This is a genomic window from Luteimonas campi, from assembly GCF_051162505.1.
GTDB lineage: Bacteria > Pseudomonadota > Gammaproteobacteria > Xanthomonadales > Xanthomonadaceae > Luteimonas.
This window is the reverse complement of the sequence record NZ_JBNWEM010000002.1, coordinates 759,519-780,876: the sequence shown is the minus strand read 5'-3', so window position 1 is coordinate 780,876 and position 21,358 is coordinate 759,519. Positions and strand designations below refer to the sequence as shown.

Genomic DNA, 21,358 nt, shown 5'->3' with positions numbered 1-21,358 from the left:
CCCTTCGCCCCCTAACTTACTGATTGGTGAGGACCCGACATGACCAGCACGTCCCCGTTCCTGTGGCGGTGCAGCAATCGCGTCGGCGATCGGGAGGCCGGCCGGTGACCGGTCCCCTGGCCGGCGTGCGCGTGGTCGACCTGTCGACCGTGCTCATGGGCCCGCATGCGACCCAGGCGCTGGCCGACATGGGCGCCGAAGTGGTCAAGGTCGAGGCGCCCGAAGGCGACGTGATCCGCCAGATCGGCCCGACCCGGCATCCGGGCATGGGCGCGCTGTTCCTCAACGCCAACCGCGGCAAGCGCAGCCTGTGCCTGGACCTGAAGGACGCGCGTGGCCGTGAGGCCCTGCTGGCGGTGCTGCGCGACGCTGACGTGCTGGTCCACAACCTGCGACCGCAGGCGATGGCGCGCCTCGGCCTGGACTACGCCCGTCTCGCGCCCACGCATCCGCGTCTGGTGTACGCGACGCTGTGCGGCTTCGGCAGCGGAGGCCCCTACTCGGGTCGCCCCGCCTATGACGACCTGATCCAGGGTGCCGCCGGGTTGCCGTACTGGATCGCGAAGGCGGGCGACGGCACGCCGCGCTACGTGCCCACCGCCCTGGCCGACCGCGTGGTCGGCACCGCCGCGGTGGGCGCGATCTGCGCTGCGCTGTTCCATCGCGAACGCAGCGGCGTGGGTCAGGAGGTCGAGGTGCCGATGTTCGAAACCATGGCCGCGATGGTGCTGGCCGACCATCTGTCCGGCGCGACCTTCGAGCCGCCGCTGCCCGGCGAAGGCTATGCACGCCTGCTCTCGCGCGAACGCCGCCCCTATCGCACCCGCGACGGCCACGTCTGCGCCATGGTCTACACCGACCGCCAGTGGAGCGCGCTGCTGGCCGAGCTGGGCGAGGCGGACCTGCCGCAGCGCGACCTGCGGTTCGCCGGCTTCGCCAGCCGCAGCACGCATATCGACGCGGTCTACGCCTGGCTGGCGGCGCGTTTCCTCGAACGAGACACCGCCGAATGGCTGGCCCTGCTCGAACGCATCGACGTGCCGGTGATGCCGATGCACGACGTCGCTGGCCTGCTGGCCGATCCGCACCTTGCCGCGGTCGGCTTCTTCGGCGAGCTCGCGCATCCGAGCGAAGGGCATTTGCGCCAGATCGCTCCACCGTGGCGTTGGTCGGCATGCACGCCCGGGCCGCTGCGCCCGGCGCCGCGCCAGGGCGAGCATGGGGTCGCCGTGCTGCGCGAGGCCGGGCTGGATGCCGCCGCGATCGACGCCCTCGTCGATGCCGGCGTGCTGCAGCTGCCGCCGGCCTCCACCGAAACCGGCTAGAGTCCCGGTCCCGCCACGATCCCGCGCGCATGCACGTCCGTCAGGCCGCCAACGTCCTCGAACTGCTCGACTGGTTCGCCCGCCGCCGCGGTCCGGCGACGCTCGCGGAAATCTCCGACGGGCTGGGCTGGCCACGCTCGAGCACCTTCAACCTGGTCGGCACCCTGGCCGATGCGGGATTCCTGTACGAGCCGCTGGCGCGGCGCGGCTGGTACCCGACCCGACGCTGGCTGGTGCTGGCGCAGGACGTGGCCGACGCCGAGCCGCTGCCCGAGGGCCTGCACGCGCTGGCGCTGGCGATCGCGCGCGCCACTGGCGAGACCACCGCCATCGGCACCGCGGCCGGAACCTCGGCCAGCCTGCTCGAGGTGGTCGAGTCGAGCCAGGCGGTGCGCTTCTTCGCCCGCGTCGGCGACCGCATTCCGATCCACGCCAGCTCGCTGGGGCGTGCGCTGCTGGCGCAGTCCAGCCCGGCCGAACGCCGCGCGCTGTACCGCAAGCTCGCGTTCGAACAGTACTCGGCCACCACGCCGCCCTCGGTCGAGGCGGTCGAGCAGGCGCTGGCGGAGGCGGACGCGCGCGGCTACCACCAGAGCGACAGCGAATACCTGCCCGACCTCGCCGGCGTCTCGCTGCCCATCCCCCACCCGCAGCGGCGCCTCGCCGTGGTCGTGGCCGGCCCGGTCTCGCGTTGCCTGTCGCGCCGTGCGCAGATCGCCGAGGCCATGCGCGCGGCGATCGCGGAGTTCTCGACCGCACGCGACTGAGCGGCGCCCCGCGTCGTCGACCGGGTGCGCGCGCTTTCGTGAGCGCAAGCCTCGAGGCGGCGCACGCGTCTTGCGTGCCGGCGCTGCGTGCGCATCGCTTGCGTCGCCCGCAGCCACGTCCGACCGCAGGGGCTGCCGATGGTGGCCGGGTAAGTGCCCTGCCGCGACGGGTAAGTGCGTCCCCTGGCGGCGCATGCGGGCACGGCTTCGCGCTACAAACGCACCGATCCATCGATCAGGGGCGGCCTCGCGCCGCAACACCGGGAGCATCGATCCGTGCAGGCAGCCTCGAACCAGTCCCTCTTCCGCACTGCGGAGGTCGCGCAATGAGCCGCCGCCGCGACTTCCTGGCCGGTTCCCTCGCCGCCTGCGCCACCGCGCTGCTGCCGCGCGCGATCGCGGCGGCGCGCACGACGCAGGATGCGGCGCCCGGCGGCTGGCCGGCCCCGCCGACGACACCGCGCATTCCCGGCACGGTAGGCCGCTTCGGGCACGCGCGTCCCGACGATTACGCGTGGCTGCGGCCGCGCGACTGGCCGGCGGTGCTGCGCGATCCGGCGACGCTGGATGCGCCGATCCGCGCGCAACTCGATGCCGAGAACGCCTACACCGAGGCGATGCTGGCGCCTTCGCGCCCGCTGCAGGACGAGCTGCGGGCGCGCATCGAAGCGCTGAACGCGCTGCGGCCGGCGGACGCGGGCGACACGGGCAGCAGCGCCCTCGAGGGGGTGCCGGCGACGCAGCAGGTGGGCCTGCCCGACGGCAGGCACGTGGTCTGGCTGCGCGCCGCGACCGCCGATGCGCCGGCCGCGGTGCTGCGTCGTGACCTCGTGCACGGCAGCGACGCCACGCTCCACGTCGAGACCGATCCCGCGTTCGCGCTGGAGCTGCGCCGCAGCGCTTTCGGCCGCTACGTGGTGATCCGCAGCCAGGGCGAGCGCAGCAGCGAGGTGCGCCTGCTCGACGTGGCGAGGCCGGAGGCCCCGCCCCGGCTGGTGGAACCGCGCACGCCCGAACTGGAGTACGACGTCGACGAATGGGACGACGGTCTGGTGGTGCGCAGCAATGCCGATGGCGCCCACGACTTCATGCTGGCGCAGGCCACGTTCGCCCAGCCCGGTCGCGCGCACTGGCGCGTGCTGGTGCCGCACCAGCCCGGACGCGTGATCCTCGGCCTGCATCCTTTCGCCGACACCCTGGTGCGGCTGGAGCGGCGCGATGCGCTGCCGCGCCTGGTGCTGATGCGTCGCGACGGCAGCGAGATCGACGTGGCCTTCGACGAGCCCGCCTATGCGCTCACCGTGCCGCCCGGCCAGGACGGCCACGCCGCCGTCCTGGCCTTCGACCATGAAACGCCGTGCCGGCCGCCACAGCGGCGCCTGCTGGATCTTGCCAGCGGCCGGCATGCCCCCGCCGCGGAGGCGCAGGCAGCGGCCAGCGCCACGCTCGACCCCGCGCGCTTCGAGGTGCGACGCATCGCGGTACACGCCGCCGACGGCACGCAGATTCCGGTCACCCTCGTCATGCGTCGCGGCCAGCCGCTCGACGGCAGCGCGCCGCTGCTGCTGCTGGCCTATGGCGCCTACGGCCTACCGATCGAGGCGGGCTTCGACCCACCGGCCCTGGCCCTGGTCGAGCGCGGCTGGGTGCATGCGATCACGCATATCCGCGGCGGCGGCGAACGCGGCGCCGGCTGGTGGCATCCGACGTTGCGCACCGGCAAATCGCTCACCTTCGACGACTACCTCGCCTGCGCCGATGCGCTGATCGCCGACGGCTACACGCGCGCCGGACACCTGGTCGGCTTCGGCCTGTCGGCCGGCGGCACGCTGATGGGCGTGGCCGCCAATCAGCGCCCGGAGCTGTGGGCCGGCATGATCGCGCCGGTCGCCTTCATGGACGTGCTGACCTCGCTGGAGGCCTTCGAGGACCATCCCCTGCAGGGCGCGGGCATCCCGATCTGGGGCGATCCGCGCATCGCCGCCGAACACGCCTACGTCCAGAGCTGGTCGCCCTACGACCATCTCCGCGCGCAGCCCTATCCGGCGATCTTCACCACCGCCGTGGTCGACGATGCCGCGGTCTCGTTCTGGGAGCCGGTGAAGTACGTGGCGAAGGCGCGCGCGCTGACCACGGCGGCCAAGCCGATCCTGTGCCATATCGCCCGCAGCGGCGGCCACCTCAGCCCCTGGGGTGCGTATCCGGCCCCGGAGCAGCAGGCGGCGTATCTCGCCTTCGCGATCTGGGCGGCCGAGCGACTCTGGGGCGAGGTGCCGCAGCGCGTCGCGGCGGCAGGCTGAGCCCGCTCATGCAGACAGCGGACGGACTGCGGCGGGTGCTGGACTGGCGCGCGCTGCTGGTGCTGGGGATCGCCAACATCCTCGGCGCCGGCGTGTACGTGATGACCGGCGCGGCCGCGGCGCTGTTCGCCGGGCCCGCGGTGTCGGTCTCGTTCGCGCTGGCCGGCGCGGCCTGCGTGCTGGTGGGCCTGTGCTATGCGGAGCTGGCCGCCGCCATGCCGGTGTCCGGCTCGTCCTATTCCTACTGCCGGCAGACGCTGGGCCTGGGCCCGGCCTGGGCCCTGGGCTGGCTGCTGTTCCTCGAATTCAGCATCGGCGCCTCGCTGCTCGCGGTGGGTTTCGCCGGCTATCTCGGCAGCCTGCTCGGCGACCTCGGCGTGCAGCTGCCGGCGGCCATCAGCACGCCGCTGCTGCAGGCCACGGTCGAGGGCGGCCAGCTCGCCCTGGTGCGCGGCGAGGGGGTGAACCTGGTCGCCGCACTCGCCGTGCTGGCCGCGGGCGCGGTGCTGGCGCTGGGTATCGCGCATTCGTCGCTGGCCAATGCGGTGCTGGTGGTGGTCAAGGTCGCGGTGCTGCTGGCCTTCATCGCGGTTGGCGCCACCGCCGTGGATGCGGCCAACTGGACGCCGTTCGTGCCTGCGAACGAGGGTGGCTTCACCTACGGCTGGGAAGGCGTGGTGCGTGCCGCTTCGCTGCTGTTCTTCGCCTTCCTCGGCTTCGAGACGGTCTCCACCGCCGCGGCCGAGGCGCGCGATCCGCAGCGCGACGTGCCGCGCGGCATCCTCGGTTCGCTGCTCGTGTGCACCACGCTGTACGTGGCCGCGGCGATCGTGCTCACCGGCCTGGTGTCGTTCCGCGAACTGGGCGTGCCCGATCCGATCGCGCTGGCGGTGGATCGCATCGGCTGGCCGGGTTTCGCGGTGCTGATCAAGCTCGGCGCGCTGGCCGGACTGGCCTCGGTGCTGCTGGCGAACGGTTTCGGGCATTCGCGCGTGTGCCACGCGATGGCGCGCGATGGCCTGCTGCCGGACCTGCTGTCCCACGTGCACGCGCGCCGCGGCAGCCTGTGGAAGGCCAACCTGCTGCTGGCTGCGGTCGCCGCGTTCAATGCCGCGATGCTGCCGATCGCGGTGATGGCCGACATCATCTCCTTCGGCGTCGCCTTCATGTTCGTCGCGGTCGCCATCAGCCTGATCCGGCTGCGCAGCGTGCAGGCGGCGCCGGCCGCGGGCTTCCGTGTTCCGCTCGGCGGCCCGGTCATCGGCGGGGTCTGGTACGGCGTGGTGCCGGTGGCCGCCATCGTCGCGAGCGTGGCCATGGTGTTGCCGGTCGCGCTCGACATCCTGGGACAGGCGCGTCGCGGCGATTGGCTACCGGCGGCGCTGCTGGGCGGCTACGCGAGCGCCGGCTGGCTGCTGTACCGCGGCTACGGCCGCCCGCGTGCGCTGCGGCGGGAGGCCGCGACGCTAGCTGGCGCGTCATCGCCCCGCGATGGCGCACGAGCGGTGGGACAGGCGCCATGACGGCGTCGAGGCCCACAGCTGCGGCGCCGCGGCCGTGCGCAGGGCCCGCTGTACTGAACCCCGTTCACCCACCGAGAGGATCGACACCGCGATGCACAATGGCCACATCCGCCTGAGCGACGCCTTCGCCCTGGGCCGGCTCGATGCACACGACCAGGCGGCATTGCGCGATGCCGGTGACGTGTCGGCGCGCGAACTGGTCGAGGCCGCGCTGCTGCGCATCGAGGCGCTCGACCCTGCGCTGGGCGCGGTCTGCCACCGTGCCGACGCACTGGCACGCGCGCAGCTGGACGCCGGCCTGGCCGATGCGCCGCTGGCCGGCGTGCCGTGGCTGGCCAAGGATTCGCTGGACTATCCGGGGATGCCGAGCCGCAGCGGCTCGCGCAGCCGCGACAGCGTGCCCGTCGCGCGCGGCTACGACTACGTGGCGCGTCTGCGCGCCCAGGGGCTGGTGGCGGTCGGCAAGTCGACCATGCCCGAGTTCGGCCTGCTGGGCTCGACCGAACCGCTGCTCGGACCGGTCACGCGCAACCCATGGTCGCTGGCGCATTCGCCCGGCGGCTCCAGCGGTGGCGCCGGCGCGGCCGTGGCCGCGGGCCTGGTGCCGCTGGCGCAGGGCAGCGACGGCGGTGGCTCGATCCGCATTCCCGCCGCCTGTTGCGGGGTGGTCGGGCTCAAGCCGGGCCGCGACAGCACCGTGCGCGTGCGCGCCCGGCACGCGATCGAGGACCTGCTGGTCGGAGACAGCCTGATGGCGCGCAGCGTGCGCGACGTGGCCTGGGGCTTCGCCATCGCGCACGCCGATCCGGCGCGTGCCGTCGTGACCGGGCCATCGCAACGGCGCCTGCGGATCGGCGTGATCGCGACCAGCCTGTCCGGCAGCGCGCCGCATTCCGATGTCGCGGCCGCGACCACCCGCACCGCCGATCTGTGCGCGGCGCTCGGGCATACGGTCGAGGCCACCGGCTGGCCTATCGACGGCGGTGCGATGCTGGCCGCCTTCCAGGACCTGTGGACGCACCTGGGCGCGGACTGCGTGGATGCGCTGCCGCCGCTGGCGACTGGCCGCCGCATCGAGGACGCGCTGGAGCCGTGGACGCTGGCGCTGGGCGCGCGCGCGATGCGCCTGCCTACGGCCGCGCTCGAGCGCGCCTACGCCCACTTCGCGCAGCTGCCCGCGCGGATGGCCGCGTTCCACGGCGATTACGACGTGCTGCTCTCGCCGGTGGTCGGTGGACCGCTGCCGCCGCTCGGCAGCTACGCGCCGACCGTGCCCGCCGAAGCGTTGATGCGCGAGATGTTCGAGTGGATCGGCTACACCCCGCTGCAGAATCTCGCCGGCACGCCCGCGATCTCGCTGCCGCTGTTCCAGGACAGCCAGGGCGTGCCGCTGGGCAGCATGTTCGCCGCCGACCGCGGCCAGGAGGACATCCTGCTGGCCCTGGCCTTCGAGCTCGAGCGGGCGCAGCCCTGGCGCGACCGCTGGCCGCCGCATTCGGTCGCCACCAGCGATCCCGCAGCCTCCGATCTCGCCTTCCCGCAACGCGATTCCGCATGAGCACGCTGTTCTCGCCCCGGCATCCCCGCGACATCGCCGACCTCGTCGACGCGCATCCCCTGGCCTGGATCGTGACCGGCCACGCCGGCGCGCTGGGCGCCACGCCGCTGCCGGTGCAGGTCGACTGCGACGAGGCCGGCCGGCCCGTGCGCCTGGTCGGCCACTTCGCCCGCCGCAACCCGCAGGTCGAGGCGCTGCGCGCGGACCCGCGCGCCACCGTGCTGGTGATCGGCCCGCAGGGCGCGATCTCGCCGTCCTGGTTCCGCGACCGCAGCCGCGCGCCAACCTGGAACTACGCCAGCGCGGTGTTCGAGGTGGAGGTGGAGCTGCGCGACACCCGCGCCGATGCCGATGCCCTGCTCGAACGCCTGGTGGCGCAGGTCGAGACCGGCAATCCCACGCCCTGGCGCATCGACGAGGTCGGCGCGCGCTACGAGCAGCTGGTTACCGGCGTGGTCGGCTTCCACGCCCACGTGCGCGAGGCGCGCGCGACCTTCAAGCTCGGCCAGGACGAGCGCGACGACGTCTTCCACGACATCCTGCGCGCGCTCGACATCCGCGGCGATGCCGACCTGGCCGGCTGGATGCGCCGCTTCGGCGAAGGCCGTGCGGGCGACGCGCAGGCCGCACCGCTGCCGGCGCCTGCGACACCGGATCCGCAGATCATGCAGTTCATCGACGGCGTGCGCGCCGAGTGGGCACGGCTGGCCGGCGACCGCGTGCTCGACTGGCCGCAGCGTCGCGAACTGGCCGAGCAGACGCGCGCGCCCTGGCGGCAGGGCGGGCCCGACATCGCCGACGTGCGCGAACTGCACGTCGACAGCGATGCCGGGCGTCTGCGCCTGCGCGTGTACGATCCTGCGCCCGGCCAGGCCAAGCCCACCCTGGTCTATCTGCACGGCGGCGGCTGGGCGATGTTCAGCCTCGACACCCACGACCGGGTGATGCGCGAATACGCCGCGCGCAGCGGCCTGGCCGTGGTCGGGCTCGACTATGCGCTCGCCCCGGAGGCGCCGTACCCGCGCGCGCTCGACCAGGTGGTGGCGCTGGCGCGCTGGCTGCGCAGACATGGCGCCACGCAGGGCCTGGATGGCGAGCGGCTGGCGCTGGGCGGCGATTCGGCCGGCGGCAGCCTGTCCTTCGGTGCCGCACTGCGCTTGCGCGATGCCGGCGAACCCGACGTGGTCAAGGCCGTGCTCTGCCTGTATGGCGGATTCACGCCGGACTGTTCGCCGGCCGCGCTGCAGCGTTACGGTGGCCCCGACGACATGCTCACCGGCCAGGAAGTGCGCGCGTTCTGGAACCTCTACATCGGCCACGAGCGCGACAAGCGCGATCCCTACCTCTCGCCCCTGCTGGCCGACCTGCGCGGACTGCCGCCGGCCTTCATCCAGAGCGGCGAATGCGACGTGGTCACCGAGCAGAACCTGCAGATGGCCGGCCATCTGCTGGCGGCCGGGGTCGACGTGCGCGCGAAGGTCTATCCCGGCGCGCCGCACAGTTTCATCGAGGCCGTTGCCGTCTCGTCGATCGCCCGCGAGGCGGTGGACGACGGGGCGCGGTGGCTTGTGGCACGGCTGGGCGGGACGGCGGACAGCGCCGGGGTCTGAGAGCGGCTGGCGCGGGCGCCGCGCGAGTGCCACTCGCCGCCGGGTCCTGATTCCGGCTCATCGCGGCCGGGGGGCAGATCCCGTCTGCGGATCGGGAAGAGGGCCGGCGGTACGCCGCGGGCCAGCACCGCATTCCCAGCCGGCGCGGGGCGGTCCTCGCTTCATTCTTTCCCGCCGAAGCGCTCGCCGAAGAAATCGCCTGGATTCCAGCGCGGGCGCTCCGTGGCGTCGCCCACCAGCTGGCCGATGCGCGCGTTCAGCCGCGCCATGCGCGCCGCGTCGGCGTAATGGATCGGCAGCGAGGACTCGTCGCAGGGCTGGTGGTAGCAGTGGCGCAGGAACCAGGTGAAGGCCAACTTCGGGTCCTGGCCCTCGTTGGCGCCCACCACGCCGCCCATCAGGTACACCGCGGGGATGCCGGCGCGCACGAAGGCGTACTGGTCGCTGCGAACGAAGATCGTCTCTTCCGGGAACGGATCGGGCGACAGCGCCACGCCGACCTCGGCCGCCGCGGCCCGCAGCGTGGCGTCGAGCGATGAATGGGCCACGCCGATCGGCACCACGTCGGTGGTCGGCGCGGTCATCACCGGCATGTCCATGTTGATGTTGGCCACCAGCGTGCCGTCCACCGATGGCTGGTTGGCGAACCACTCCGCGCCCAGCAGGCCCTTCTCCTCGGCGGTCAGCGCCACGAACAGCAGCGAGCGCCCGGGCGCGCCGGCCTCGGCCAGCTCGCGCGCGGCCTCGAGCATGATCGCCACGCCCAGGGCGTTGTCGAGCGCGCCGTTGTACACGCCGTCGCCCTCCACCTCCACCCCGGTGCCGACATGGTCGAGGTGGGCGGTGTAGACGATGTGCTCGGCGGCCAGCGCCGGGTCCGCACCCGCGATGCGGCCCACCACGTTGCGCGACTCCAGCGGTTCGATCCGGCTGCGGCTGGCGATGCGGATCGTGCCCGGCAGGTCGAAGCCCTTGAGCGTGCCAGCGCGCGCGGCATCGAACAGCATCGCCGAGGTCTGCTCGCCGCCGGCGAACAGCGCATCGGCCGCCGCGGCGCTGACCACCGCGCTCGCGCGCAGCTGCGGCCAGGTGTCGATGGCCATGCCGTCGGCACCGCGCAGCCGCATGGAGGGCTTGGCGATCGCCTGCACGCTGCGCGTCCACGGAGAACGCGCCTCGTCGTCGGCGGTGTTGACGAACACCACGCCTACCGCGCCGCGTTCGACCAGGTTGCGCAGCTTCTCCCGCTGCGAGGAATGGAAGGCGCGCTGGGTGTTGTCGAAACTGCCGGGCGCACCGCCGAAGACCACGGCGATGCGGCCCTCGAGCGCGAGCCCGGCGAAATCGTCGTGGCCCAGTTCCGGGGCGTGCACCGCCTGGCCGACGAACACCGCCGGTGCCTCGACATCCGATTCTGGCGCGTTGAAGTTCACGCCGGGCAGGAACTGCTCGCGGATCGCCAGCGCGGCGACCTTGCCGCCGCGGCGGATCTCGAACAGCGCGCCGTCCTCCACCACGCTGGCCTGCAGCAGCGGCACGCGCTGGTACCAGTCGCCGCCGTCGCCGGCCGGCTGCAGTCCGATGTCGGCATAGCGTCCGGCCACGTATGCTGCGGCGCGGTCGAAGCCCGGCGTGCCGGTTTCGCGCCCTTCCATCGCATCGTCGGACAGGGCCTCCACGTCGGCCTGGATGCGATGGCCGGCCGGCGTGTCGTTGGGTGGCGCGGGCGTGGCCGGCGGCGAGGGCGCCGGATCGGCGGGCGGCGACGGCGCGGGCGCGCGCTGGCAGGCGGCCGTGGCCAGGCAGGCGGACAGCAGCAGCGCCGCAAGGGGTCGGATGGTCATGGTGGCTCCCGGGGGTGCGCGGACGCTAGCACCCCGTTCCCGATGGCGACAACCGCGACCACGCCGCTGCAACGCGCCCTGCCTATGATGCAGGGGCGCCATGCCCGGGACTGACTGCGATCAATGCGCGACGCCCCCGGTGCGCCCAGCATCGTCGTGGTGCCGGCAGCGGGCCACGCATCGGCGCAGCGGCGCGCGCGACGTTCCTTTCCGACATCGACCTGCGAGGTGACGACATGGACAAGACTTCCGATCTCCCGATGGCGCTGTGGAAGGCCAACCTGGACCTGCAGATGCGCCTGGGGCGCCTGATGCAGGAAAGCGGCCAGCACTGGCTGGAGCTGGGCACGCGCGCGGCCGGCGAGAGCGCGGCCGAGTTCCAGACCGAGGCGACCCGGCTGCTGCAGGCCGGGAACTGGCAGGCGCTGGCGGCGCTGCCGATGGACGCCTTCTGGCGCCAGGCCGAGCAGCGCGTGGGCGATGGCCAGGCGTCGGCGCAGGCGGCGCTGCAGGCGCAGGAAGGCTTCGCACGCGGCCTGACCGAGGCGCTGCAGGAATGGCAGCGGGACCTGGCCAAGGCCTGGGCCGTGGCCGGCATCGATGCCGGCGCCGTACCGGGCATCGCCGGATCCTGGGACACGATGCTGTCCAACCTGGAGCAGGGCATCGCCGCGATGATGCCGGGCGGCACCGGCGGCAGCGGGGCGCGCACGCGCGGTGGCTGAAGCCGGCGCGCAGGCGGCGGGCGAGGCGGCCGCGCGCACGGACGACTGGCACGCCCTCGACAGCGTTGAGGCGCTGGCGCGGCTGGACGCCGGCAGCGAGGGCCTGTCGCCAGGGGAGGCGGCGCGCCGCCTGCACGCGCATGGCCCCAATGCACTGCCGCCGCCGCGGCGAGTGCCCGGCTGGCGCCTGCTGCGCCAGTTCAACGATCCGCTGATCCTGTTCCTGCTGGCGGCGGCCGTACTGTCGGCGCTGCTGGGCCACGGCGTCGATGCCGGCGTGATCGCCGCCGTGGTGCTGGTCAATGCCATGGTCGGATTCGTGCAGGAGGGCCGGGCCGAGCAGGCGCTGTCGGCGCTGCGCGCGATGCTCGCGCCCTCGGCGCGCGTGCTGCGCGGCGGGCAGCGCGCGACGGTGGACGTGAGCGCGCTGGTGCCGGGCGACGTGCTGCTGCTCGAGGCCGGCGACCGCGTGCCTGCCGATGCGCGCCTGCTGCGCGCACGCGGCCTGCGCGTGGACGAATCGGTGCTGACGGGCGAATCGGTGCCGGCCGACAAGCAGGTCGATCCGGTGGCGGTCGCGGCCGACCTCGGCAGCCGCAGCTCGATGCTGTACTCGGGCACCCTGGTCGCGGCCGGACAGGCGACCGCGCTGGTGGTGGCGACCGGTGCGCGGACGCGGATCGGGCGCATCGGCACCCTGCTGGGCCAGGTCGAAACGCTGACCACGCCGCTGCTGCAGCAGATCGCGCGCTTCGGCCGCGGCTTCACCCTGGTCGCCCTGGTCGCGGCGATGGCGCTGCTGCTGTTCGCCGTTGCGGTACGCGATTACGCCTGGCTCGACGCGCTGATGGTGGTGGTGGCGCTGGCCGTCGGCGTGATTCCCGAAAGCCTGCCCGCGGTGATCACCATCACCCTGGCCATGGGCGTGCGGCGCATGGCCGCGCGCAACGCCATCGTGCGGCGGCTGCCGGCGGTGGAGACGCTGGGTGCGACCACCGTGATCTGTTCGGACAAGACCGGCACGCTCACCCGCAACGAGATGACGGCGCGCAGCGTGGTCACCGCCGCCGGCCGCGCGCTGGCCGAGGGCACCGGCTATGCGCCGGAGGGGCGGCTGCAGGCAGGCGAAGGCGGCGACATCGCGCTGGCCGCGGCGCAGCGCGTGGCGCGCATCGGCCTGCTGTGCAACGACGCGCAGCTGCGCGCGGGCGGCGGCGGCTGGAGCGTCGACGGCGACCCGATGGAGGGTGCGCTGCTGGCGCTGGCCGCGCGCGCGGGCCTCGAGGCCGCTGCCGTGCGCAGCGCGCATCCGCGCCTGGACGAGGTGCCGTTCGATGCCGCCCACCGCTTCATGGCCACCCTGCACGCCGACGCCGACGGGCCGGGTGCCCTGGTCTGCGTCAAGGGCGCGCCGGAACAGGTGCTGGCGCTGAGCGCGGCGCAGGCCGGGGCCGATGGCACCGACGCGACCCTAGACACCGCCAGCTGGCGCGCGGCCATCGACGCGGCGGGCGCGGAAGGACAGCGCGTGCTCGGCTTCGCCTTCCGCCGCCTGCCGCAGGTGCCCGCGGGCTTCGCACTCGAGGACGTGGGCGGGCTGGTGTTCGCCGGCATCGTCGGCTTCATCGATCCACCGCGCGAGGAAGCGATCCGCGCCGTGGCCGACTGCCGCGGCGCCGGCATCGCGGTCAAGATGATCACCGGCGACCACGCCGCCACCGCTGCCGCCATTGCCGCCCAGCTGCGGCTGGCCGACGAGGTGCGCGTGGTCACCGGGCAGGAGCTCGAACGCGTCTCCGATGCCGACCTGCCCGCACTGGCGCTGCAGGCCAGCGTGTTCGCCCGCACCACGCCCGAACACAAGCTGCGCATCGTGCGCGCGCTGCAGTCGCGCGGGCACACCGTGGCCATGACCGGAGACGGGGTCAACGACGCGCCCTCGCTCAAGCAGGCCGACATCGGCATCGCCATGGGCCACAAGGGCACCGAAGCGGCCAAGGAAGCCAGCCAGATGGTGCTGGCCGACGACAACTTCGCCTCGATCGCCGCGGCGGTGCACGAGGGCCGCGCGATCCACGACAACATCCGCAAGGTCGTCGCCTGGACCCTGCCGACCAATGGCGGCGAGGCGCTGGCGGTGGTGCTGGCGCTGCTGCTGGGCTGGGTGCTGCCGATGACGCCCGCGCAGATCCTGTGGATCAACATGGTGCTCACCGTCACCCTCGGCCTGTCGCTGGCGTTCGAGCCGCCCGAACCCGGGGTGATGGCGCGCCCGCCACGGCGGCGCGATGCGGCGCTGGTCTCGCCTTTCATGCTGTGGCGGATCGTGCTGGTGTCGGTGCTCTTCAGCCTGGCCGCATTCGGCGTGTTCGCACTCGCGCAGTCGCGCGGGCACGACATCGAGACCGCGCGCACCATGGTGGTCAACACCTTCTGCGTGCTGGAGATCTTCTACCTGTTCGCGGTGCGCTACCTGCACGGCAGTTCGTTCTCGCTGCGCGGCCTGCGCGGCACGCCGGCGGTGCTGTGGGCGATCGCGGCGGTGGTGGTCGCGCAGCTGGCCTTCACCTACTTGCCGTGGATGCATGGGCTGTTCGGCAGTCGCCCGGTGCCGCTGCTGGAGGGCCTGGCGATCGTCGCCACCGGCGTGGTCCTGCTGCTGGTGCTGGAGATCGAGAAATGGCTGCTGCGTCGCCTGGGCGTGTTCAGCGAGCTGCGGTCCGTGGCAGGATCGACCGCGACGCCAGGGGGAGCGACCGCATGACCGAGACCGCACAAGCGCGCAGCCTGCTGCTCGCCACCGACCTGGCGCCGCGCTGCGACCGCGCCACCGACCGCGCCATCGCCCTGGCCCGCGCCTGGCGCATCCGCGCCGTGGCCGCCACGGCGGTGGAGTGGGTCGAGCGCACGGAGCGCAACGTGCCGCGCCACGACCTGCCGGGCTGGTACACCGAGCCCAGCGACGTGCAGCTCGCGCGGCGCCGGCTCGAGCGCGAGTTCGAAGGCGGCTCGCATCCCTGGGAAATCAGCGTGGGCGAGGGCGCCGCTGGCGAACAGGTGGCGGGCCTGCTCGACGTGCTGGAGGCGCCGCTCGTCGTCACCGGCCCGGTGCGCGGCGGCGCGATGGCGCCGGTGGTGCTCGGCTCGACCATCGATCGCCTGCTGCGCCGTCCCGGCACGCGCCTGCTGATGGTCAACCGGCGCGTACACCGCCCCTACCGCCGGCTGCTGCTGGCCAGCGACTTTTCGCCCGCCTGCCTGGCCGCCCTGCAGCAGGCGCGCACGCTGTTCCCCGAGGCCACGCTGACCGTGCTGCACGGCTACAGCGTGCCGATGCTGGGCCTGCTCGACACCAGCCGCGACCAGGCGCTGGCCGATGCGCGCGCCACGCTGCGCGAGGAAGGCCGCGCCTTCCTGCGCGAGGCCGGCCTGGACGATGGCGTGGAACTGCTGGTCGAGCACGGCGAGCCGGCGCGCCTGGTACAACAGTACGTCGACAGCGTCGGCGCCGACCTGGTGGTGCTGGGCACCCACGGCCGCGGCGCGATCCACGAGCTGCTGGTGGGCAGCGTCGCGCGCCGGATGTTGACCTCGGTGCAGGCGGACATGCTGGTGGTGCACGGGTGAGGGCGGGGCTCCAGCGCGACTCGTCAGGGCAGGCGCATCGCGCGGCGCATCCCCGCCCCGGTGCCACGCTTGCCGGCCGATCCCGCCGCCCGCGCCGCCGGAAGGAAACCGATGCCTGTCGCGCGAATGCCCGGCGCATTGGTCCTTGTCTCCGCCCTGGTCCCTTTCCCGCATGATCCGCCCATGACTCCGGACGACGACCTGCGCATCCTGCGCAACCGCACCTTCGACGAGCTCGCGGTCGGCGACGCCGCTACGATCGAGCGCAGCCTCACCCAGCAGGACATCCAGCTGTTCGCGGTGCTGTCGGGCGACGTCAATCCCGCCCATGTCGATCCCGACTTCGCCGCTTCCACCCGCTACAGCGGCGTGATCGCGCACGGCATGTGGGGTGGGGCGCTGATCTCGGCGGTGCTGGGCACGCGCCTGCCCGGCCCGGGCACGATCTACCTGGGCCAGACCCTGCGCTTCCTGGCGCCGGTGCGCATCGGCGACCGACTGGCCATCCAGGTCACCGTCGCCGAGCTCGAACCGGGGACCCGGCGCGTCACGCTCGACTGCCGCTGCACCAACCAGCGCGGCGAGGTCGTGATCGAAGGCGAAGCCAGGGTGGTGGCGCCCGACGAGCGCATCGAACGCCCGCGCACCGCGCTGCCGGAGATCCATCTCGATCCCGCCGGCAGCGATGGTCTGGACCGGTTGCTGGCCCACGTCGCGCCGCTCGACCCGATCCGCGTGGCCGTGGTGCATCCCTGCGACGCGCTGAGCCTGGCCGGCGCGCTCGACGCACGTGACGCTGGCCTGGTCGAGCCGGTGCTGGTCGGTCCGCGTGCCCGCATCGAAGCCACGGCTGCGGAGGCCGGCGCGTCCCTCGAAGGCCTGGCGATCGAGGACGTCCCGCACAGCCACGCCGCCGCGACGCGCGCGGTGGAACTGGCGCGGGCGGGCCAGGTCGAGGCGCTGATGAAGGGCAGCCTGCACACCGACGAGCTCATGGGCGCGGTGGTGGCTTCGGCCACGGGCCTGCGCACCAAGCGCCGCGTCAGCCACTGCTTCGTGCTGCAGACGCCGCACTATCCGCGGCCGTTCATCGTCACCGACGCCGCGATCAACCTCGCGCCGGATCTCGCGCAGAAGGCCGACATCATCCGCAACGCCATCGAACTGGCGCACGTGATCGGGGTGGAGCGGCCGAAGGTCGCGATCCTCGCCGCGGTGGAGACGGTGACGCCGACCATGCCGGCCACGCTCGACGCCGCCGCGCTGTGCAAGATGGCCGACCGCGGCCAGATCGAGGGCGGCCTGCTCGACGGCCCGCTGGCCTTCGACAACGCGGTCTCGATCGCCGCCGCCCGCACCAAGGGCATCGTCTCGGACGTGGCGGGGCAAGCCGACATCCTGGTGGTGCCGGACCTGGAGAGCGGCAACATGCTGGCCAAGCAGGTGATGTTCATGGGCGATGCCGCCAGCGCCGGCATCGTGCTCGGCGCGAAGGTGCCGGTGGTGCTCACCAGCCGCGCCGACTCGCGCGAATCGCGCATGGCCTCCTGCGCGATCGCGTTGATGCTGGCGCACCGGTATCGCACCGCGCCGCCCTAGGCTTGGTCGGTGGCGCGGTGGGGCGGTGGCGTTCTCGGACGGACGCCGCGCCCTGGCGGCCGGGATCGCTCTTCGCCCGGTCAGGGTCGCTGCGCGGTCCGGCCCGGCCCAGCATGCCGGGCGTTCGCATGGATGCGCGGCATGCTGCGCGAGCCATCCACGCTCACCCTGTCCTGACTCGCGCACAAAACATCCATGTTTTGCTTTCCGCGATTCCCGGCCGCCAGGGCGCGGCTTGTTGTGGCCTTGCCTGCGTCGCATCGGTCCAGTGCTTTGAAGTCGGGCCACGGAATGGTTGCCGGCCGGTGTCATTCGGGGCGTGCTGCGGTACAGCGCGCGCTGTCACTCTTCCCTGGTCGAGATCCGGAGAAATGTCGCGCCGGCGAGGATCTCCATGCACCGGAATGGCACGTCGAGCCGGTGGCCTTGACTCTGGACCACACTCCAGAGTGCAGACTGGGCTGGTTCCCCGCCGGAGATCCCCATGCACAGCCTCGGCATCGGACAACTCGCGCAACAGGCCGGTGTGGCCATCGACACCGTGCGCTACTACGAGCGCAGCGGCCTGCTGGCGCCGGCTGCGCGCCTGGCGTCGGGCTATCGCCGTTACGGCAGCGCCGAGCTCAAGCGGCTGCGCTTCATCCGCCGCGCGAAGGCGCTGGGCTTTTCGCTGGAGGACATCCGCGACCTGCTCTCGCTGGGCGAGCGCAGCGACGTGGCCAGCATCCGCGCCGTGGCGGCACGCAAGCAGTCGGAGGTGGAAGCGCGCATCGCCGAACTCGAGCGCGTGCGCGACGGCCTGCGCACCCTGGTGGACGCCTGTCCCGGCCACGGCCGCGCCGAGGCCTGCCCGATCCTCAACGCCCTGGCGGGGGAGGACGCGGCATGAACCACCACCACGAGACGACGCCGGACGCGCTGCGCGACCCGGTGTGCGGCATGACGGTGAAACCCGATTCCCCGCACCGCGTCGAACATGCCGGTCGCAGCTGGCGCTTCTGCTGCGCGCGCTGCGCGGAGAAGTTCGCCGCCGATCCCGGCCGCTACGACGGCAGCGCCGGCGCATCGTCCTGCTGCGCCAGCCACTATGCAGCGCCCGCCGCGCCAGCCGAACCGCCGCCGCCCGGCACCATGTACTTCTGTCCGATGGATCCGGAAGTCCGCCAGGACCACCCCGGAACCTGCCCCAAGTGCGGGATGGCGCTGGAGCCGGAAGTTCCCAGCCTGGAAGAGGGCGAGAGCCCCGAGCTGCGCGATTTCTCGCGCCGCTTCTGGTGGACCCTGCCGCTCACGGCGGCGGTGTTCGTGCTGGGCATGTTCGGCCACCGGCTGCAGCTGATGGACATGGCTGCGCAGCGCTGGCTGGAGCTGGCGCTCGCCACGCCCGTGGTGCTGTGGGCGGGCGCGCCGTTCTTCGTGCGCGGCTGGCAGTCGCTGCGCAACGCCAGCCCCAACATGTGGACGCTGATCGCGCTGGGCACCGGTGCGGCCTACGTCTACAGCGTCGTCGCCACCGTGGCGCCGGGCGTCTTCCCCGCTGCGTTCGCCTCGATGGGCCGGGTGTCGGTGTACTTCGAGGCCGCGGCGGTGATCGTCTCGCTCACCCTGCTGGGCCAGCTGCTCGAGCTCAAGGCGCGCGCGCAGACCTCGGCCGCGATCCGTTCGCTGCTGGGCCTGTCGCCCAGGACGGCGCGGCGCATCGACGAGGACGGCAGCGAGGCCGATGTGCCGCTCGACCAGGTGCAGGTGGGCGACCGCCTGCGCGTGCGCCCGGGCGAGAAGGTGCCGGTGGATGCGGTGGTGCTGGAAGGCGGCAGCAGCGTCGACGAATCCATGCTCACCGGCGAGCCGCTGCCGGTGCGCAAGGCGCCTGGCGACCGCGTCATCGGCGCCACCCTCAACACCAACGGCGCGCTGGTGGTGCGGGCCGAGCGCGTGGGCGCGGCCACCCTGCTGTCGCAGATCGTGCAGATGGTGGCGCAGGCGCAGCGCTCGAAGGCGCCGATGCAGCGTCTGGCCGACGTGGTCGCCGGCCGCTTCGTGCTGGGCGTGGTGGCGGTGGCCCTGCTCGCGTTCTTCGCCTGGGGCCTGTTCGGGCCGGAGCCGGGCTGGGTCTACGGCCTGGTCAACGCGGTGGCGGTGCTGATCATCGCCTGCCCCTGCGCCCTCGGGCTGGCCACGCCAATGTCGGTGATGGTGGCCACCGGGCGCGGCGCCACGCTGGGCGTGCTGTTCCGCGACGCCGCCGCCATCGAGCGCCTGCGCGAGGTGGATACCCTGGTGGTCGACAAGACCGGCACGCTCACCGAGGGCCGCCCCGCGTTCGACGAGGCGGTCGGCCACGATGGCGTCGACGCGGCCGAAGTGCTGCGCCTGGCCGCCAGCCTCGACCAGGGCAGCGAACATCCGCTGGCGGGGGCCATCGTGGCCGCGGCGCGCGAGCGCGGCATCGCACTGGCCGCGGTGGACGGGTTCGAATCCAGCACCGGCATCGGCGTGCGCGGCCGCGTCGAAGGCCGTCGCCTCGCCTTGGGCAACGCCACACTGATGCGCGAGGACGGCGTCGATCCCACGCCGCTCGCCGCGCAGGCCGAAGCGCTGCGCGCGCGCGGCGCCAGCGTGATGCATCTGGCGGTCGATGGTCGGCTGGCCGGGCTGCTGGCGGTCTCCGATCCGGTCAAGGCCGGCACGCCCGAGGCGCTTGCGGCGCTGCGCGACGCCGGCCTGCGCATCGTGATGGCGACCGGCGACGGCATGACCACCGCGAACGCGATCGCGCAGCGGCTGGGCATCGACCAGGTGCATGGCGAGGTGCGGCCGGAGGACAAGCTGCGTCTGGTCGAGCGGCTGCAGGCCGAAGGGCGCGTGGTGGCGATGGCCGGCGACGGCATCAACGACGCGCCGGCGCTGGCGAAGGCCGACGTGGGCATCGCCATGGGCACCGGCACCGACGTGGCCATGGACAGCGCCCAGCTGACCCTGGTGCGCGGCGACCTGCGCGGTATCGCCACGGCGCGCGCGCTGTCGCAGGCCGCGGTGGCCAACATGCGCCAGAACCTGCTGTTCGCCCTGGTCTACAACGGCCTGGGCGTGCCTGTGGCCGCCGGCGTGCTGTATCCCTTCACCGGGCTGCTGCTGTCGCCGATGCTGGCGGCGGTGGCGATGAGCTTCAGCTCCGCCTCGGTGGTGGGCAATGCGCTGCGCCTGCGCAACCGCCGCCTGTCCCCGTCCATCGCTGGAGAAGCCCGGGCATGACCGCAGGCGCCGACCGATACCCCACCCGCGGCGAACTGGTGCTGGTGCTCAACTGCGGCTCGTCGAGCATCAAGTTCGCGCTGTTCGACGGCGGCCAGGATCCGCTGCCGCGCCAGCCGGTGTGGAACGGCAAGGTGCAGGGCATCGGAGGCCCGTCGCCCAGCTACGGCGAAACCGGCGTCGATCCCGCGCCCGTCGCGCTCGATGCCGACAACCCCTACCGGTCCGCGCTGCAGCGCATCCGCCATGGCGTGATCGCACGCCTGGGCGGGCGCCGGCTCGCCGCCATCGTGCACCGCGTCGTGCACGGCGGCAGCCGCTACTTCGCGCCCGTGCGCATCGATGCGGCCGTGCTGGCCGACCTCAAGGGCTATATCCCGCTGGCGCCGCTGCATCAGCCGTTCGCGCTGGAGGCCATCGAGATCCTGCTGCGCGAGTGGCCCGAGCTGCCGCAGGTGGCCTGCTTCGACACCGGCTTCCACCACAGCCTGCCGGAGGTGGAGCAGATCCTGCCGCTGCCCTGGGACGCCTGGCAACGCGGCCTGCGCCGCTACGGCTTCCACGGCCTGTCCTACGAATACATGGCCACCGCACTGCCCGAGCGCCACGGCGACCTGGCGCGTGGCCGGATCGTGGTCGCCCACCTGGGCAGCGGCGCCAGCCTGTGCGCGATGCGCGAGCTCGCGAGCGTCGCCACCACCATGGGCTTCTCCGCCCTCGACGGCCTGATGATGGGCACGCGCAGCGGCGCGCTCGACCCGGGCGCCCTGCTGTACCTGATGGAGATCGAGAAGCTCTCGCTGGAGGAGGTGGGGCAGATGCTCTACCACCGCTCCGGCCTGCTCGGCGTGTCCGGCATCTCCTCCGAGCCGCGGGTGATCGTGCAGCACGAGGGCGATGCGGGCGAGGCCGGCGAACGCGCGCGCCTGGCGCTGGCGTTGTACGTACGCCGCATCGTGCGCGAAATCGGTGCCCTGGCCGCGGTGCTGGGCGGGCTGGACCTGCTGGTGTTCACCGCCGGCGTCGGCGAGCACAACGCCTTCGTGCGCGAACGCGTGTGCCGCGACCTCGCCTTTCTCGGGATTGCGCTGGATCAAGGCGCCAACGCGGCCGATGCGGCGATCATCTCCGCAGGCCACAGCCGCGTGCGTGTCGCCGTGGAGCCGACCAACGAGGAGTGGGTCGCCGCGCGCGCAGCGCTCCGGGTCTTGGCCTGAACGCGGGC

General features: G+C 73.1%; 14 protein-coding genes. 13 read left to right on the top strand and 1 reads right to left on the bottom strand.

The annotated features are described in order from the left end of the window. Positions 1–104 precede the first annotated feature (104 nt). The 6 genes from ACQYVW_RS08405 (at position 105) to ACQYVW_RS08380 (ending at position 9,083) form a co-directional block, all read left to right on the top strand. Positions 105–1,325, top strand: coding sequence for a CaiB/BaiF CoA transferase family protein (locus ACQYVW_RS08405; protein WP_434946669.1), 1,221 nt, complete (start codon positions 105–107; stop codon positions 1,323–1,325). Positions 1,326–1,354: 29 nt separating this feature from the next. Continuing rightward, positions 1,355–2,092, top strand: coding sequence for an IclR family transcriptional regulator (locus tag ACQYVW_RS08400; RefSeq protein ID WP_434946668.1), 738 nt, complete (start codon positions 1,355–1,357; stop codon positions 2,090–2,092). 326 nt (positions 2,093–2,418) lie between these two features. After that, entirely contained in the window at positions 2,419–4,392 is a 1,974-nt protein-coding gene (locus ACQYVW_RS08395; RefSeq protein ID WP_434946667.1) for a prolyl oligopeptidase family serine peptidase, read from the top strand. Between the two features lie 8 nt (positions 4,393–4,400). Then, positions 4,401–5,915, top strand: a complete 1,515-nt coding sequence (locus ACQYVW_RS08390; RefSeq protein ID WP_434946666.1) for an APC family permease — start codon at positions 4,401–4,403, stop codon at positions 5,913–5,915. A gap of 91 nt (positions 5,916–6,006) precedes the next feature. Then, the gene (locus ACQYVW_RS08385; protein ID WP_434946665.1) at positions 6,007–7,473 is read left to right on the top strand and encodes an amidase family protein; all 1,467 of its coding nucleotides are present in this window, start codon (positions 6,007–6,009) and stop codon (positions 7,471–7,473) included. After that, on the top strand, positions 7,470–9,083 hold the full coding sequence (locus tag ACQYVW_RS08380; protein ID WP_434946664.1) for an alpha/beta hydrolase fold domain-containing protein: 1,614 nt from the start codon (positions 7,470–7,472) through the stop codon (positions 9,081–9,083). Before ACQYVW_RS08385 ends, ACQYVW_RS08380 begins: the two co-directional genes overlap by 4 nt. A 161-nt stretch (positions 9,084–9,244) precedes the next feature. Here ACQYVW_RS08380 and ACQYVW_RS08375 read toward each other — a convergent pair whose 3' ends face one another. Then, on the bottom strand, positions 9,245–10,927 hold the full coding sequence (locus tag ACQYVW_RS08375) for a M28 family metallopeptidase (RefSeq protein ID WP_434946663.1): 1,683 nt from the start codon (positions 10,925–10,927) through the stop codon (positions 9,245–9,247). 236 nt (positions 10,928–11,163) lie between these two features. On the opposite strand from ACQYVW_RS08375, the gene ACQYVW_RS08370 reads away from it, so the two are divergent. The 7 genes from ACQYVW_RS08370 to ACQYVW_RS08340 all read left to right on the top strand — a co-directional run bounded on the left by ACQYVW_RS08370 (position 11,164) and on the right by ACQYVW_RS08340 (position 21,350). Further along, positions 11,164–11,652 (top strand): phasin family protein, encoded by a 489-nt coding sequence (locus ACQYVW_RS08370; protein ID WP_434946662.1) that lies wholly within the window; start codon positions 11,164–11,166, stop codon positions 11,650–11,652. Next, the gene (locus tag ACQYVW_RS08365; RefSeq protein ID WP_434946661.1) at positions 11,645–14,416 is read left to right on the top strand and encodes an HAD-IC family P-type ATPase; all 2,772 of its coding nucleotides are present in this window, start codon (positions 11,645–11,647) and stop codon (positions 14,414–14,416) included. Before ACQYVW_RS08370 ends, ACQYVW_RS08365 begins: the two co-directional genes overlap by 8 nt. Beyond that, positions 14,413–15,279, top strand: coding sequence for a universal stress protein (locus ACQYVW_RS08360; protein ID WP_434946660.1), 867 nt, complete (start codon positions 14,413–14,415; stop codon positions 15,277–15,279). The genes ACQYVW_RS08365 and ACQYVW_RS08360 overlap by 4 nt, the downstream gene beginning before the upstream one ends. A 183-nt stretch (positions 15,280–15,462) precedes the next feature. Then, a complete protein-coding gene (locus tag ACQYVW_RS08355; RefSeq protein ID WP_434946659.1) occupies positions 15,463–16,878 on the top strand; it encodes a bifunctional enoyl-CoA hydratase/phosphate acetyltransferase in 1,416 nt (471 codons plus the stop codon). 484 nt (positions 16,879–17,362) lie between these two features. After that, on the top strand, positions 17,363–17,767 hold the full coding sequence (locus ACQYVW_RS08350; RefSeq protein WP_434946658.1) for a heavy metal-responsive transcriptional regulator: 405 nt from the start codon (positions 17,363–17,365) through the stop codon (positions 17,765–17,767). Next, entirely contained in the window at positions 17,764–20,133 is a 2,370-nt protein-coding gene (locus ACQYVW_RS08345; RefSeq protein WP_434946657.1) for a heavy metal translocating P-type ATPase, read from the top strand. The genes ACQYVW_RS08350 and ACQYVW_RS08345 overlap by 4 nt, the downstream gene beginning before the upstream one ends. Further along, positions 20,130–21,350, top strand: a complete 1,221-nt coding sequence (locus tag ACQYVW_RS08340; protein ID WP_434946656.1) for an acetate/propionate family kinase — start codon at positions 20,130–20,132, stop codon at positions 21,348–21,350. Before ACQYVW_RS08345 ends, ACQYVW_RS08340 begins: the two co-directional genes overlap by 4 nt. The last annotated feature ends 8 nt before the right edge of the window (positions 21,351–21,358 follow it).